Source organism: Psychrobacter piscatorii (assembly GCF_043641605.1).
GTDB classification, from domain to species: domain Bacteria; phylum Pseudomonadota; class Gammaproteobacteria; order Pseudomonadales; family Moraxellaceae; genus Psychrobacter; species Psychrobacter piscatorii_C.
Map to the genome: position 1 here is coordinate 119764 of NZ_JBHZRK010000010.1, position 15875 is coordinate 135638.

The 15875-nt window shown below is 40.8% G+C and carries 15 protein-coding genes; 2 read left to right on the forward strand and 13 right to left on the reverse strand.

Translation table 11 applies throughout. The features are described 5' to 3' along the window. Window positions 1-67 precede the first annotated feature (67 nt). Together ACHUET_RS10535 and ACHUET_RS10540 are read right to left on the reverse strand one after the other, a co-directional pair. On the reverse strand, window positions 68-1357 hold the full coding sequence (locus ACHUET_RS10535; RefSeq protein WP_394212658.1) for an adenylosuccinate synthase: 1290 nt from the start codon (window positions 1355-1357) through the stop codon (window positions 68-70). A 160-nt stretch (window positions 1358-1517) separates the two neighbouring features. After that, complete coding sequence (locus ACHUET_RS10540; protein WP_394212659.1) at window positions 1518-2813, reverse strand: ATP phosphoribosyltransferase regulatory subunit; 1296 nt, start codon at window positions 2811-2813, stop codon at window positions 1518-1520. 487 nt (window positions 2814-3300) lie between these two features. Here ACHUET_RS10540 and ACHUET_RS10545 point away from each other — a divergent pair, with 487 nt between their 5' ends. Both ACHUET_RS10545 and corA read left to right on the forward strand, forming a co-directional pair. Continuing rightward, window positions 3301-3690 carry a DUF2237 family protein gene (locus ACHUET_RS10545; protein ID WP_394212661.1) on the forward strand — a complete coding sequence of 130 codons (390 nt, stop codon included), beginning with the start codon at window positions 3301-3303 and terminating at the stop codon, window positions 3688-3690. A gap of 154 nt (window positions 3691-3844) precedes the next feature. Beyond that, a complete protein-coding gene (gene corA / locus ACHUET_RS10550) occupies window positions 3845-4999 on the forward strand; it encodes a magnesium/cobalt transporter CorA (protein ID WP_394212685.1) in 1155 nt (384 codons plus the stop codon). A gap of 64 nt (window positions 5000-5063) precedes the next feature. On the opposite strand, the gene ACHUET_RS10555 is transcribed toward corA, so the two are convergent. The 11 genes from ACHUET_RS10555 to ACHUET_RS10605 form a co-directional block, all read right to left on the reverse strand. Beyond that, entirely contained in the window at window positions 5064-5582 is a 519-nt protein-coding gene (locus ACHUET_RS10555) for a phosphate-starvation-inducible protein PsiE (RefSeq protein WP_058024361.1), read from the reverse strand. Between the two features lie 99 nt (window positions 5583-5681). Beyond that, window positions 5682-6560 (reverse strand): bifunctional methylenetetrahydrofolate dehydrogenase/methenyltetrahydrofolate cyclohydrolase FolD, encoded by an 879-nt coding sequence (gene folD / locus ACHUET_RS10560; protein ID WP_394212663.1) that lies wholly within the window; start codon window positions 6558-6560, stop codon window positions 5682-5684. Between the two features lie 286 nt (window positions 6561-6846). Beyond that, window positions 6847-8046 carry a DegT/DnrJ/EryC1/StrS family aminotransferase gene (locus tag ACHUET_RS10565; protein ID WP_394212665.1) on the reverse strand — a complete coding sequence of 400 codons (1200 nt, stop codon included), beginning with the start codon at window positions 8044-8046 and terminating at the stop codon, window positions 6847-6849. A gap of 145 nt (window positions 8047-8191) precedes the next feature. Continuing rightward, window positions 8192-8803 (reverse strand): sugar transferase, encoded by a 612-nt coding sequence (locus tag ACHUET_RS10570; protein ID WP_394212667.1) that lies wholly within the window; start codon window positions 8801-8803, stop codon window positions 8192-8194. Between the two features lie 3 nt (window positions 8804-8806). Next, window positions 8807-9949 (reverse strand): glycosyltransferase, encoded by a 1143-nt coding sequence (locus tag ACHUET_RS10575; protein ID WP_394212669.1) that lies wholly within the window; start codon window positions 9947-9949, stop codon window positions 8807-8809. Between the two features lie 32 nt (window positions 9950-9981). Beyond that, window positions 9982-10845 carry a glycosyltransferase family 2 protein gene (locus tag ACHUET_RS10580; protein ID WP_394212671.1) on the reverse strand — a complete coding sequence of 288 codons (864 nt, stop codon included), beginning with the start codon at window positions 10843-10845 and terminating at the stop codon, window positions 9982-9984. After that, window positions 10845-11885 carry an EpsG family protein gene (locus tag ACHUET_RS10585; protein ID WP_394212672.1) on the reverse strand — a complete coding sequence of 347 codons (1041 nt, stop codon included), beginning with the start codon at window positions 11883-11885 and terminating at the stop codon, window positions 10845-10847. The genes ACHUET_RS10580 and ACHUET_RS10585 overlap by 1 nt, the downstream gene beginning before the upstream one ends. A 56-nt stretch (window positions 11886-11941) precedes the next feature. Continuing rightward, complete coding sequence (locus tag ACHUET_RS10590; protein WP_394212674.1) at window positions 11942-13051, reverse strand: glycosyltransferase family 4 protein; 1110 nt, start codon at window positions 13049-13051, stop codon at window positions 11942-11944. Window positions 13052-13104: 53 nt separating this feature from the next. Continuing rightward, complete coding sequence (locus tag ACHUET_RS10595; protein WP_394212676.1) at window positions 13105-13821, reverse strand: glycosyltransferase family 32 protein; 717 nt, start codon at window positions 13819-13821, stop codon at window positions 13105-13107. Window positions 13822-13918: 97 nt separating this feature from the next. Next, window positions 13919-14905, reverse strand: coding sequence for a polysaccharide pyruvyl transferase family protein (locus ACHUET_RS10600; protein WP_394212678.1), 987 nt, complete (start codon window positions 14903-14905; stop codon window positions 13919-13921). Next, window positions 14902-15816, reverse strand: a complete 915-nt coding sequence (locus ACHUET_RS10605) for a hypothetical protein (RefSeq protein WP_394212680.1) — start codon at window positions 15814-15816, stop codon at window positions 14902-14904. Before ACHUET_RS10605 ends, ACHUET_RS10600 begins: the two co-directional genes overlap by 4 nt. Window positions 15817-15875: the final 59 nt, after the last annotated feature.

Consider the following 15875-nt stretch of genomic DNA (forward strand, 5'->3'; position numbering starts at 1 on the left):
AAAAATAAAACCCCAATGTTTGGCATCAGGGTTTTGTAAATAAAACAGACAATATCTTTATAACCAATTAAGCATCATACGGATCGCGTAATACAATCGTTTCTTCACGGTCAGGACCGGTCGAGATGATATCAACTGGGCAACCAATCAATTCTTCGATACGTTTGATGTAAATTTTAGCGTTTTCTGGTAGGTCATCATAGCTTGTGATACCGACGGTTGACTCACTCCAGCCTTGCATCGTTTCATACTTAGGCGTTACTGACTCATAGAATTCAGCATCATGTGCGCCGGCACACTCAGTCTCAGGTAGGTTATAACCCACACCGATGAGCAACTCTTCAAGACCATCTAGTACGTCAAGCTTGGTCAAGCAAATACCTGACATAGAGTTCAGTACCACTGCACGGCGTAATGCCTCAGCATCAAACCAGCCACAGCGACGCGCACGACCAGTTGTTGCACCAAACTCGTGACCGACTTTGGCTAAGTGAGCACCCACATCATCGAACAATTCAGTTGGGAATGGGCCACTACCAACACGCGTGGTATAAGCCTTGGTGATGCCCAATACATAATCTAAGTACAATGGACCGATACCTGTCCCCGTTGATACGCCACCAGCGGTTACGCTTGAGCTGGTCACAAACGGATAAGTACCATGATCGATGTCAAGTAGTGTGCCTTGCGCACCTTCAAACATGAGGTTTTTACCAGCCAGACGCAATTGGTTAAGGTCTTCGGTGACATCAGTAACCATGCCATTAATCTCATCGCGCCACTCTTGGCAAAGCTTGTACGTCTTATCAAAGTCAATCGCGTCAACTTTATAATACTCAGTCAGCTGGAAGTTGTGATACTCAATCAAGTTACGTAGTTTTTCTTCTAAGTCATTACGGAACAGATCAGCAAGCTTGATAGCACGGCGTGCGACTTTGTCTTCGTAGGCAGGGCCGATACCGCGACCTGTTGTACCAATTTTGCCGCTACCGCGCTTGGCTTCACGCGCTTGGTCAAGGGCCACGTGATAAGGCATGATAAGTGGGCAGTTGGGAGAGATACGTAGACGCTCACGTACTGGTACGTTGTTGTCTTCCAACTCTTTCATCTCTTTGAGCAATGCATCAGGCGCTAACACCACGCCATTACCGATAAAGCAAGTAACGCCTTCACGCAAGATACCTGATGGAATCAAATGCAAGACCGTGGTTTTGCCATCGACAACCAACGTGTGACCAGCATTATGACCGCCTTGGAAGCGGGCTACTGCTGAGGCTTTTTCGGTAAGTAAATCAACGATTTTACCCTTACCTTCGTCGCCCCATTGGCTACCCAAGACTACAACATTCTTACCCATGATCAATCCTTACCTTTATGTATTGAGGTGTGTGCAATAAAAGCTAAAAAATTAAAGTGACTTTATTGACGATATCTTTCTATATAAAAAAGCTTTCTATCTAAAAACTTAGCGTGCTAATAAGTGGTGCTTAATGAGCGCTCGCTTAACAAATGACTCATTAAACCGTTTGCAGTTGCCATTGATTGTCAGCAAAACTTAAGCGATGAGTAACGTCATTTGGGCTGTCCTGTGCGTCTAATGGCATGGTAACGCGATAGCCTTGCTGACGTAGACTCTCAACTTGTTGTAAGAGTGTCTGCATCTCATCTTCGTTGGCATTGTTTATAGCAGCAAAATCAACTAGTACTGTGGTTGGGGCTTCAAGCTGCGTATGCGCCAGCAAGCGACTGACATCCATACTAAAGCCTGTGGCCGCGCGTAACGCTTGGGTCTGACTTTGCATACCATCAAAACGTCCGCCGCGTACTAGTGGCTGCGTCTCACTATTAATATAACCATTGAACACGATACCAGTATGATAGTGGTAGCCTGATAGTTCTGTCACATCGATACTGACTGGGCACTGCCAGTGATTTTCTAAATACGACTTAAGGCGTTGTAACTCATCGACAGCGGCCGCGATTTGATCGTCTTGTTGAGCTGTGTTTGACAATTTAGATAATAAGTTTGCAATGTCATGACCAAAGCGTGCCAACACATAAAAATCATCGCCCATCGGCAAGTCTCGACAAATACGCTTGAGCTCTGGTAAGTTTTTATTGGCATATAAGTACATCAATTGCTCAGTGGTGCTGTCTGGCAACTTAGCCAATTCGGCTAAACGCTTAAATATCGCTACATGACCCAAATCGATATGGAGCGCTGCACTTATATTGAGTTTATTTACCATGGTAAACAACACATCGATCAACTCAATATCTGCTGCCAGTGATGCACAGCCAAATATCTCAGCGCCTAGCTGCAATGGCGTGCGTGAGCCAAACAACCCTGATGGCAACGTATGAATCACATCACCGACGTAGCAATAACGAGCAATCCCCGTACCGCCATGATGCGCATCGATACGCAAAATCTGCGGAGTAATATCCGCGCGCACGCCCATTAGACGGCCCGTCAACTGATCGATAATCTTAAAGGTTTGACGCTTCAAATCTTCTGATGCATCACTTAGCAAAGATTCAGTAAACTCAATCATAGGCGGACAAACCAGCTGATAACCATGAGTGATAAGCTGCTCAATCAGTTGATGCCTAAGCACTTCTTGCTTATGTGCATCTTCAAACAGGACATCGACCACTCCATCAGGTAACAGCCAGCTATTGGCAACATCACTACCAAAGTTGCTCAAGTACGGCATGCTATTAGATGCAGTACTGCTTTTGGCAGACTGAGTTGCTGTTTCATTTGGAGGGTTTTGCTGGGCAGATTTTGCAGAATCAGAACTAACAGACACAATAAATCCTTGTTTGGCGTATCGCTTACCAAAAACGCGGTACTGATGCGGTACTCAAAGGTTGTTTTACCAAGTATTGACGCCGAGTGTTTTTATTTTTAACGCGCAACATCATTGACCCAATTATTTATAAACAAACCAGGTGACTTTAAGAGGGTGAGTAATAAGTATAATTTAGAATGATAAGACGAGTATCTTTATGCGCTAAAAAATTGCGACAAATAATCAAGGCACTTTATGCTTTAGTTTAGCATAGCACTCAAGGTTCGCCTAGTGACAATTAGCCACAATCCGCATCTAATTACTGTCTAAGTGCTTCTCATTAGTACGGTAGATGCAGTCGTTAACACTCATATATTTAGCTCGGCATTGACAGGCCAAAATAGCGTTTATTTTTTGTTATACATACACTGATGAGCATGATTACGGCAGCGTCATCAATACAGACTCATGGTACACTAACACATATTTTTATCTCGGAAGCCTTATGTCATCTGATTACCACCCAAACCCTGCCATTAACCAAACCAATGTCTTAGGTACAGCACTTGCCAGCTGTTGCTTCGACCCTATCACTGGCTATTATCGCAATGGCTTTTGTCATACGGGCAACCATGATGTTGGTCAACATACCGTTTGTGCCAAGATGACCAGCGAGTTTTTAAACTTCTCAGCCAGTCGTGGCAATGACCTTATCACTCCTTTGCCTGAATATAACTTTGCCGGTCTCAAGCCTGGTGATTACTGGTGTATCTGCGCCCTGCGTTGGGTTGAAGCACTAGATTTCGAAATTGCTCCGCAGATAAAACTAGAAGCTTGCCACGAGAGCCTATTGGCATTAGTAGATATCGACACGCTAAAAAGCTATGCATTGTAAAAGGTTGTTCATAGATAAGACGACCAAATAATAACAGCTGCGCTTAAGACAAATTTTTATTCTTGCAGCTGGTCATTATATGACAGGAGGGTGTGTGGAAAACGACAATAACCAATTAATCAAAAAAACGGCTCACATTGCACCTGACTCTAATATGAGCCACATTTATGCCAATATGAATGACCGGCATCTCTACCTAGATGATGATGACAGCTATATCTACGGCGATGCTGAAGCCACGACTCAGGATACCATCGAGACCATGACGGTCTATGATCCTGACTCTGAGCGCTATGAAGATATTGATTCATCAAGTAAGGATGAAGTGGTTAATTGCTATGCTTACTCACGAAAAACAGGCGAAAATCTAGACAAAATCGCCCTTACTGATGTGAGCCGTGCGCTGAGTAATAATGGCCAGTTTATTTGGCTCGGTCTTTACGACCCCAGCCTAGAAACTATGGTCAAGGTAAAAGACGCCTTTGATCTACACGAATTGGCGATTGAAGATGCCTTTGCTGACCACCAGCGAGCCAAGGTAGAGAACTACGACAACGATATGGTATTTGTGGTGCTACGTACGGCCAAACTCGAAGACAATGTCATTCGTTATGGTACGACTGCGATATTTATGGGCAAAAACTACCTGATTACGATTCGTAATGGTCCGTCAAACTCCTATGCGCCTGTACGCGAGCACTGTCATCGTCGCCCAGAAAAGCTACGCATGGGTCCCATATTTGTACTCCACGCCATACTCGATTTTATCGTTGATAACTATATGCCGATCACCGATCGATTGGGACGATATTTGCGTGAGCAAGAGCGTTATGTTTTCACCTATGAATTTGATAAAGGCACATTAAAAAACCTATATCAGCTCAAATCACAGCTGGTGCATATGCGCGCCATTATCCTACCCGTGCAAGACATCTGTAGCTTTTTTATCAATCATAAAAAAAGCGAGATAGTCTCAGGGTTTTCTCAAGCAGCCAAGCCATATTTTCGCGATGTGAATGACCATCTCCTGCACTCATTGGATGCCATTAATGGTCTTAATGAGATGCTAAGCGTGGTCATGAACACTTATATGGCAATGGTCAATATGGGACAGAACGAAGTCGTACGTAAGCTTGCGGCATGGGCAGGTATCCTCGCCGTACCAACCGCCATCGCTGGTATCTATGGGATGAACTTTGATTTTATGCCCGAGCTACATTGGAAGTACGCTTACTTCATTATTATGATAATGATCATCGCTCTTTGTAGCTTCTTGTATTACAACTTTAAGCGGCTCAAATGGTTGTGACGACCCATTCATATATAAAAAAGGGCTACCACTGGTAGCCCTTTTTTATGCTGATCGTCAATCATTATTCACGGCGGTGCTTGGTATGGCTGTCTGGGGCTTGAGCATTGTCAGGCAGCATGGCCTTGACCGTCAAATTTGCATACTGTCTATCAAGATTGTCTTCTGGGCGACCAAATGTTTTTGCCGTCCAAGTCAGTATGACAATAGCCCCACTCAATAGCATAATTGCCACAGAAATGGTGGCCAGCAACCATAGATGAAAATAATCTGAAACTGCCTGCACATCGACCACTAGATGTCGTGATAAAGCAGTTATGGCAATAAATATCAAAAACTGTACGGGCAGACGATGGGTTTTAAAGTAAATCCCTATCATAGCCAGCAGCTCAAGATAAATGAATAGCATCAAAATATCTTTTAAATCCGCTGAGCCTTTTTGGACAATATAAATAAACTCTTTACCTGCCGTCCAGACCACCACCACACTGATTAAAAATAAGATAACGTAATGACAGACATCGACAAACTCTCTACCAATACCTTGTAGTCGCTCATGAATACCTACGTCTTTTTTAGCCATTTTTAGGTCCTATCAACTGAGAGGTGGTTGATTTGGCCTGAGGCTACTTTGCCTCAAGCCCTTTATCTATCGGCGATCAGCACTCACATGACTAGCTTTTTAGTTAATACCCAAACCTGCTGATTTTTCAGCCGCATCGACCGTTTGGCGAATAAGCGTGTTGATGGTCATTGGGCCAACACCGCCTGGCACTGGTGTATACGCGCTAGCAATGTTTTCCATACCTTGCATTTCAATGTCACCAACACCGCCGTTATCCGTTGGATGGAAACCAGCATCAACGACTACCGCACCTTTTTTGATCCATTCTGCTTTGATCAGCTCAGGCACACCTACCGCACCAACAACAATATCGGCGCGCTTGATATGCGCCGCCAAATCTTGAGTCCTTGAATGGCAGATAGTCACCGTACAGTTCGCATTCAATAGCATCATCGCCATTGGTTTACCCAAAATAGCACTACGTCCTACAACCACTGCCTCTTTACCCGACAGCTCGATATTATGATGCTCTAATAGATGCATGATGCCTTGCGGTGTACAAGAGCCATAAGCCGATTGCTGCATCGCCATACGACCGAAACCAAGACAAGTCACACCATCGACGTCTTTTGCCAAGTCGATTTTCTCAAAGCAAGCACGCTCATCGATATGCTCAGGAACAGGATGCTGTAGCAAAATGCCGTGTACATCTGGATTGCTGTTTAGCTCATCAATCTTTGCCATGAGCTGCTCAGTGGTCGTGGCACTCGGCATCTCAACACGTATAGAGTCCATGCCAACACGCTTGCAAGCGTTGCCTTTCATACGGACATAAGTGGCAGAGGCTGGATCATCACCAACCAATATCGTCGCTAAGCTTGGGGTGCGCCCCGTTTTATCTTTGATCGCATCCACGCGCGTGCGTAGATCCTGTTCTATTTGTTTGGCAAGTGCTTTGCCGTCCAAAACGGTGGCGGACTCTTGGGCAATAGACATAGTAACTCCAATAGAGGGTACGATATGAAAAAATAAAGACAGCGCGTGCAAGTACTTTGCATGCCTGTCTTTTGCTTCGTCAACCTTTGACTGATAATAATATTGTACCTGTGTCCGCTGCAAAATCCTAGCGTAAGATAAAGCCAAAATACTGATAAATTTATTTAATAAGTCAATTAAAGAATACTGGGTGTTTATAGCCAACTATCTTATAGCTTTTTAGCAAAATAACGTTTATTTCGTTCTAGACTTTTAAAAACAATACTTTATCAACTATAGATTTGCTCTATTTGACCATTGAGCTAAATACAGTATCGATAGCCTTTATTGTTTGTTCAATTTCAGCCGCCGTAAGCGTAGGATGAACCAAAAACATTAGACTACTCTCTCCTAACTGCTTTGCCATTGGCAATCTAATGCTTGGACGCAACCCTGTATCATCGAAAGCCTTTTCTAAATAAACTTCTGACGCAGATCCAGAAAAACAAGGTACGCCTTGATGATTAATCGCTTCAATAATGCGATCACGTGTCCAGCCATTAGCTAGGTTTTCTTGTTGCACATAGACATATAACTTATAGTAAGCGTGGTTCGTATTTGAGAACTCCGCTAAATGCTCTAGTCTCGGTACATAAAGGTAGCCTTTGGCCTCCCATTTGCTACAGGCCTCTAGTATGGCTTGCGCATTAGCAGCCCGTTTGGCTGTCCACTCACTCATTTTCTCCAGTTGGATACGTCCTATGACCCCTTGTAGTTCAGTCATACGCCAGTTGGTTCCAAAGCTCTCATGGAGCCAGTTGTAACCAGGTGATTGCTCAGTTTCATAGACTGCAGCATAACTCTTACCATGATCCTTATACGCCCACATTTTACGCCATAGTAGCTCGCTATCGGTGGTGACCATACCGCCCTCACCTCCTGTGGTCATAATCTTATCTTGGCAAAAACTCCACGCGCCAATATGACCGATGCTACCAACGCTTCGTCCTTTATAGCGTGCCCCGTGCGCTTGAGCACAGTCCTCAATGACATATAAACTGTGCTCATCTGCCAGTGCTATAATGTTGTCCATATCACATGGCCAGCCAGCTAAATGGACGCACACGATACCTTTGGTTTTATCACTCAGTACAGCTGTGATGGTCTCAGCTGTGATATTACCAGTTGCTGCATCAACATCTGCAAAGATGGGCGTCGCTCCTGCATTGACGATTGATGAGATACTGGCAATAAAGGTACGCGGCGTGACGATGACCTCATCACCTGCACCTATACCGAGTGCTTGTAACGCGGCATCCAACGCCAAAGTTCCATTACCCATCGCTATTGCATACTTGCTACCTGTCCAATCAGCAAACTCTCGCTCAAACTGACGACATTCTTCGCCTGTCCAATAATTGACTTTATTGGACAACAATACTTGGCTGACGGCATTGGCTTCTTGTTGAGTAAAACTTGGCCAAGGTGAAAAAGGGGTATTTAGCATATGTTCCTCTATGGTACTTATGTCTAATGTTGTGTCCACTCTACGATAAACTGCTCACTATGTTATTAACCTTCTTATCTATCATGACTTTCTTGATACGCAATTTTTTTAATTAGCTATATTGCTATCAGCGAAGAGTATTTTTTTAAAGCATTTCTTTATTAATACTATTGCCCATGAATTTACTCATGGTCGCTTCCCCATCCGCACTGATACCATCTTTGATAATAACTTTTTTCACTGTTTTAAATAGAATTTGGATATCCAACCACAGTGAGTGATTGTCCACATACCATGTATCCAGTGCAAACCGCTGATCCCACCCAATAGCATTGCGACCATTGACTTGAGCATACCCTGTAATACCTGGGCGGACATCGTGTCGGCGCGCTTGCTCATCATTATACAATGGCAGATATTCCATCAATAATGGTCGCGGGCCCACTAAACTCATATCTCCTTTAATCACATTCCAAAGCTCAGGCAACTCATCAAGGCTGGTGTTACGCAGCGCTTTACCAAATGATGTTAATCGCGCGCCATCTTCCAAAGGATTGCCATCTGCATCTATATCATCCTTCATGGAACGAAACTTTATCATCTCAAATGGCTTGCCATACAGACCTGGACGAATCTGACGAAATAAAACAGGCGAACCAAGGTTTTTACTCACTTTGTAGGCGGTCACAGCATAGATAGGAGACAACGCCACAAGAGCAGTAGTTGCACCTATAATGTCAAATAGTCGTTTTATCATCTGTTAGACCTTATTTATATGGTGTAGATAAAAATCCAAATAACTCTGCCATAGTTCTTTTTGTTCGAAGTGCTGAACCGCCCAAGCTCTCGCTTTAGGGTACTTATTTTTAAAGTTGGTATCAGCGATTGCTTGCTTGATGGCCTTTGTCACAGTCACAGGGGCTTTCAACTGGAACTTTTGGCCGCTAATATCTTGTTTTACACTATCTTTTACACCAACCACATCATAAGCAAACGTTGGCACACCGCAACTAGCCGCTTCGATAGCAACACTCCCAAAACCCTCTCGGTAGCTTAAAAACAGATGCAAATCAGCACATTGAATTACTTCTTCTACTTTTGGATTGGCTGGTATATATACGCCCTTACCTTCTTTCACTACTCTATCAACGACCGCCTTGCCGATGTCATCTTCAAAATCTCCGACGAACATGAAGTAAACATTTTCTGATTTAAGGCTTTCAGATATCTCACCAATATCTTTTAGACCTTTATCTTCGCAAATTCTACCAACAACACAAATCACAAAAGCGTCTACAGGCACTTCATACTGTTGCCTCAACCTTTGTTTTTCCATTTGCTCTACCGGTCTGAGCACATCAACATCAATACCGTTAAATGAGCCATTATCGATGACACGCGCCTTGTTTTCTTTAAGGAGGTTCTCTGATAAGCACACATTTACTAAAGAATCAGAAACGAATAGAACCTCATGAGAAAGACCAAAACTAAGTTTATCAAGACCCTGAAAAGTGCGTTTCTTTAGGCCTGAAAAGTTCTCATAGGCTCGTCCCACACTAAAGGCAACCCTTCTCTTTTGCATAGCGAGTGTGCTGGCTATACTTCCTAACAATAAAGCCTTTGGTGTTAAATAAACCACAATATCAAATCGCTTAGTAAACAGGTAACGAGTTAATAGTAATAATGACTTGGTATCTTGTAGTACAGAAGGCTTGCGCTGAAAATTTAAATCAACCACTTCTCCTAAATTACGAGCTCGTAAAATATCTAACTGCTCCCTACTGCCACCACAAATTAACGTAATCTCAAAGTTTGAAAAGTCTCTAATATATTCAAGCTGATTGCGATACAACACATTAAAAGAAACGGCGTCCGTCATAATAAAGCATATTTTTGGTTTCATTTAAGCACCTCAGCATTACTTCATTGATAAATTTATTCAGCAACCAAACCATTAACAACCGCTTGATGGTTTTCTTGGAGCTCCTCAGACATCGTTATTTTGTTTCTCTTATTGGCTATCTTTTGCAAGAGCCCTAGCGAGTCTAATAACCTTACCGCGCCTATTTTTGCTTCTAACTTAGCACTGTCGATAATATTGGTTCTTTTATACTCACTATATGTTGTAAGACTATCTTTATAGGATCGAACAATTTTTGCTAATGACAAATTACCCTCTTCTCTATAGTAATAGAGCAAGTCTGGGAGCACAGCTAAGCGCAAATCCTGTTTGGATATGGCTCTGCACCACAGGTCATAATCTTCAGATCGTGGATAATTCTCATTGTATCTATTACGCTCATACCAACTTTTTTTTGCCAAAATAGACGCATGGACAATGGGATATGCCGTCTCTATACTCTCAAATCTTGCATATAAATGGTCTACATGACGACAGCCATACACCTTGTTTTGAGCATCAATAGATACTACGCCAGTCGACACTAAGTCATAACTGGGATTGTTCTCTAAAAAATTTATTTGAATAGCCAGTCTATCTGGATGAATGAGATCATCAGCATCCATACGGGCAATATAATCATATTTTGATTCATCAATAAGCTGGTTTAATCGAGCAGGTAGTTTTTTGTTGGAACCATCAGATATCACTCTTATTCTGCTATCAATCTTCTCAAACTGTTTGGCTATTGCTAGCGAGTTATCTGTAGAACCATCATCTATCAAGATAAGCTCCCACAGCTCATGTGTCTGCGCCCATATCGACTTTATGGCTGTCGCCAAATAAGATTCAGCGTTATAGATAGGAATGCCAATTGAGATATAAGCATGACTTTTCATCAGAACACCTCAAATATAGGATTGATAATATAGGGACTCAGGTCGCTGAACCTTGATGTTGTCAATAGGAAATACACAAGGAAGATCAACACGCTGATGATATAGACATAAATATTGTTTATCTTTTTCAAAACCACAGGCAGTAATAAAACTAAAGTCCATGTGAAGTACGAAATGATTCTTTGCGGGCCTGAAGCGCTAGTACCTAACATCGCTAGCGGTATAACAAAAACTACGCCTGACGCATAAAACAGCAATAGCTGTTGAAAGTTTTTATCTTTAATTTTATATACATAGCTCGCAATGATTATGAAAAGCATAAGCAATATATAAAACCCAAGTGTCAAAAATCCGCCCGACTCTTCAGATACTTTTGCGTAATCTTCATATCGATCATTAGTAGATGAAATATAAGATACAAGTAATCTACTAACGAATAGCGACCCAAAAAACGTCGCAAGTATTTTATAAGCTGGCTTTACTCTCAAATTTACGATGAAATAAAATGGAATGATAAATAAAGCCGTGATATGAAGAAATGAGGCAATGGCACATATCAATAGATAAGGAAAAAGCCTTTTCTCTAACAGATAAGGAATGGCTAAAGTAAACAAAGCCATTGCGATTCCTTGACGCAATCCATTGAACGAAAAGGTATAGACGCCTAGCGTAATAAACAAAAACACAGAGAGCCAATAATTCACACTGTATCTTCTGATGATCTTTAGATAACAATAGACGATAACGAAACTGGTAATAAGCAGTAGCCAGAAATAGTTATTTGTCACATGCAGCAATGAATATTCAAATAGTTGGTAACCGTATTCAATATCTTCATTAAATCTAAAGGACTCGGGACTCAATTGATTATTAAAGTTTCTTGTGTAGTTGGCGGTGTCAGCACCCACTCGATAGCTACGAATACTTGCAAACAAAGTCAATATAATCAAAGGCAGCCAAAAAGACGTACGATTGAGAGATTTTTTCTCGAGTACTATCCAGAAAACAACAAGGCTGAGGACCAACAAGTATGGAAGCATTAATTCCTCTTTAGACCATAACTAGAGCATCTGACTCATTAATAGCAAGGTATTGATTACTGTCTCTTACTAAACGCTTTATTGACTAACACGTTCCATTTTTTCATTACTGTACCTGTGTCATACTGCTGCGATTCTATAAATCCATTGTCTGCTAGCTCTTGAGCAAGCGCTTCATTATTGATAAGCTTTTCTAGAGCGTCTGCAAATTCATGAATATTATTGTCTTCGATCAATATACCTGTCTTATAGTTATCTATAATGTTTCGAGGGCCTGTTGGACAATCAAATGCTATCACTGCCATTCGAGCTTGCATCGCTTCCAACAGCACCATCGGAAAACATTCTGTGAGCGAGCTCATAGCATATATTCGGCTATCTAGCATTTTTCTCACGATGTCAGGAATAGAGGGATAAATAGACACACTTGAGGTTAGGTTGTTCTTAGAAATTAATAGCCTCAATGACTCGACGTAATCTACTTCTCCATCTCCATATATCTCAAGAGACCAATCTGGATACTTTTCCGCGATTTTTGACCAGCCTTCAATTAATCGCTCAAAGCCTTTAATGCTGACAACACGTCCTGCGGTTACTATGGTTTTTCTACGTTTTGATAGCCCAATAGGGTAATTTTTGGACATACTTACCGGATTAGGTATCACTACGGAATTATTGATTGAGTGCAAAGCTTTTTCTTCCTGACTTAAAAAAACATGTGTGTCGTAAAATCTAGTGTAATAGCGTTTTATTTTTCCTATTATATTTTTTTGTTCAGAAAAACTAGAATGGTACTCCTTGATAGAATAAATATCATTCGCTATTAGAGGTATAAAATAATAATCGTAGTTATAATTCGTCATAACTATTACATCAGGACTTATTTTATTTAATATTTTTTTAATTTTAAAAAAATACTTACAAGCCATTACTAAATTGGCAGAAGAAAATAGCGAAAGTGATTTATCAAAATCACCATCTATATCATGATGAATCATTTTTGAATCATAAAAAAAATACGGACTATTTCCCTCGTTTTCACTGGTTATTAGATGAACATCGTAGTCACACTTAATCCAATGATTAATACGGTGAGAAAGGACTCTTTCGATCCCTCCGCTTTTGTATATTTGATCCGCTATCACACATATTTTTATAGTCGTCATTGGTCACATACCTTTACAGAATTAAGGCGAAGTTCATAAGATATATCAAAGCACTAACTAAATATCTTTCTAAGAATACGTAAGTTATTTTTTCCTACTATTTTCTTTATTTTGCTTTTCCTAAGGCTGTTAGCACTGGCCCAAGAGTTACTAAAGTGATGAACGGTATAAGTGTTGGCGCTTGATCTGTCGCGGTAATTGATATAATCAAAAGGGGAAAGCCTGTCTTGTTCTAAAATAATAATATCCTCTCCCTCAAAGCTTAACCTTTGATAGCGACCATTTTTCTCTAGTCCAATATCCTCTAGCAATCTTGTAAGCGCTTGCACATTGGTACTGGTATCTAGCTTTCCTGTACTACTTATAAAGCTTCTAGCATGATAACTGTCTAAAAACTGTTTGATAAACGCACTAGACTTCGGTGCAATAATCGTGCTGGTTGCGATAAAATTTAATTCTTCAAAACCGAAAGTGAGCTTGCCTGTTTTTAATAGAGGGTCTAAATTCCTATGAACCTCTACATCTGTATCTAAATAAATACCGCCATAGTTATAAAGAGCTAATAATCGCGCATAATCGCTAACAAAAGCATACTTTTTAGAATCGTAAGCTTCTCTCACATATTTGCAAACATCTATATCAAAGTTACTTTCATTCCATTCTATAACTTCATATTTTGGTAGCTTTCTTTTCCAGCCTTCAAGGTACTGTAAAACCGAATCTGGCTTAGGATTTTTACCAAACCAGCAGTAATGGATCTTTCTATCCATACTCATCGCTCCATACTCCTTTAGATAAAAAACCAAATACTTGATTAAGATAAAAATCAACCCTCATTTTTCTTAATCTAATTAATAGATTTAACGACTAACTAGATATAAAATCATTCTTAATAAACTCCTGACATTTATCCTTCATAGAATTTTTTAGATTTTTATAAAAAATAGGGTTTACCACTCTTGATTTCGAACTTATCTTTCCTTTTATATTAAAACTGTTGCTCACTTTACCTGTAGATCGGTCCACATCCACACGATTGAATAAGTCTGCCAGACCATCTAATCTACATGAGTCAACAAAACTGTCGAAACCATTGATGTAAATAACGGGCGTACCTAAAGCAAGGCATGGTAGCGCACAGTGAATACGTGACGTAACGACCAGTTTTGCACGTGCATATTTATGTAAGAGCGCTTCTGCCATTGCAAACTTCTGCTCTTCTGTATAAGTTTTTGCTGGTAATTCCTGTTTAATATAATGTGCTTTTCTCAAAAACTCTCTTGTGAATATTTTTTTGAGATATCTCTTTTTGAGATGCATATTAAAAATATCACCATTGCGAGTCGCTCTTAACAATGATTTGATATCGTAGAAAATGCGCTGCTTGTTTGGGAAACCATATAATGGATCAACGATATAAATATCATTGCCGCGTTCAGAGTCATCAACCCTGTAATTGTCTAACGTCAATGTCAGACAACCTGAAAAATAAGCATCAATACCTTTTGCTTGTAACAAGTTCATCGTGAAATAATCTCGGCAACCGATAGGCTCATTATTTTTTAAAAAGTTAATACCTTTATCATTCAACATATTAGGCGCGGCCGTATTGTTTACGTGAAACGATATAAGCAGCGGTCTTATATTTTTCGATGGTACCCAATTGGTCGTATTGTGTGTAAACCAACCGTTCATAATTAATATGGCCTCGCTGTCTTGATACTCAGCAAGCTTTTCACGATTGATAAAACAATCGACTTGCGGCAAGAATTGCTTAGCAGCAAGGCTTTGAATATAGTCGCCAATATTGAAAGTCTTCTTATTTTCCGTATACGTCATCAGACCATATTTCATCTAAATAGCCCTCTAATTTTTAAGTATTTTTTGAATGCTTTAGGAAAGGTCGCAATTATTATTCTTTTGCTTTTTGCCGTTTTCGAATCTTCATGAACAATCTTTGATAGCAGTGCAGATCTGAGCTTATCTTCTAGTTGTTGTGTGCTATGTTCATAACCTGCAAACTGATACAAGTTATTCGTTTTTAGCAGTGCTAGCATAGGCTCCCAGTCATACCGAATGCCTTCACTAACAAACCCTCCTTCCCATTTTTTCTCAATATCTTTATATAAGTTTTTGTCGACATTGAAACCAAAATCGTTAGGGTTGCAACCGAATAACGTTAAGGCAAAAATCGTTCGATAGCATTTTTCGCATTGATTGCAGTTAAGGCCATTATTGAATTCGGAATAGCAAACTCGGAGGTTTATTTTTTTGTTGAGCCGCTTTGTATTTTTGACTATCGACTCTACTTTGTCAGTGCGATGCATGTGATAGCAGTCATGCACTACATGAGTATTAGCCCATTTCACATTATTATCTATCTCAGGCATAGACCCCCAAAACACCTTAAAATCCGGCGTATCTGTGGCAGCAATGTATACCGTTCCATAGCCCACCTTATGGGCTAAAGGAGCAACGGCACAGGTCAATGTCAATCCATGTTGCACCTTACCCCACCAACCTCCGCCAGAGATGAGCTCCTTTACTCTATAAGAGTAAAAGTCACGGCAATTCATGGCGATATAATGTTTTTGGTTGCGACGCAATAGAACCTCATCATTCACATTGCTCTTGGCAGTCTCCCATTGCCTGGTGTCCTCCAATGGAATGTCTGCTCCTTTTATAAGGATCAAGTCCAAATCATCTTGTTGATGATTAAAGTAAGAAGCATAGGCATCTACACCACTACTAGGGCGTGTCTTCAATTCATCTTACAATGAACGATAGTACATGCCAGATAAAGCATTGACTTAAAATTACGAGC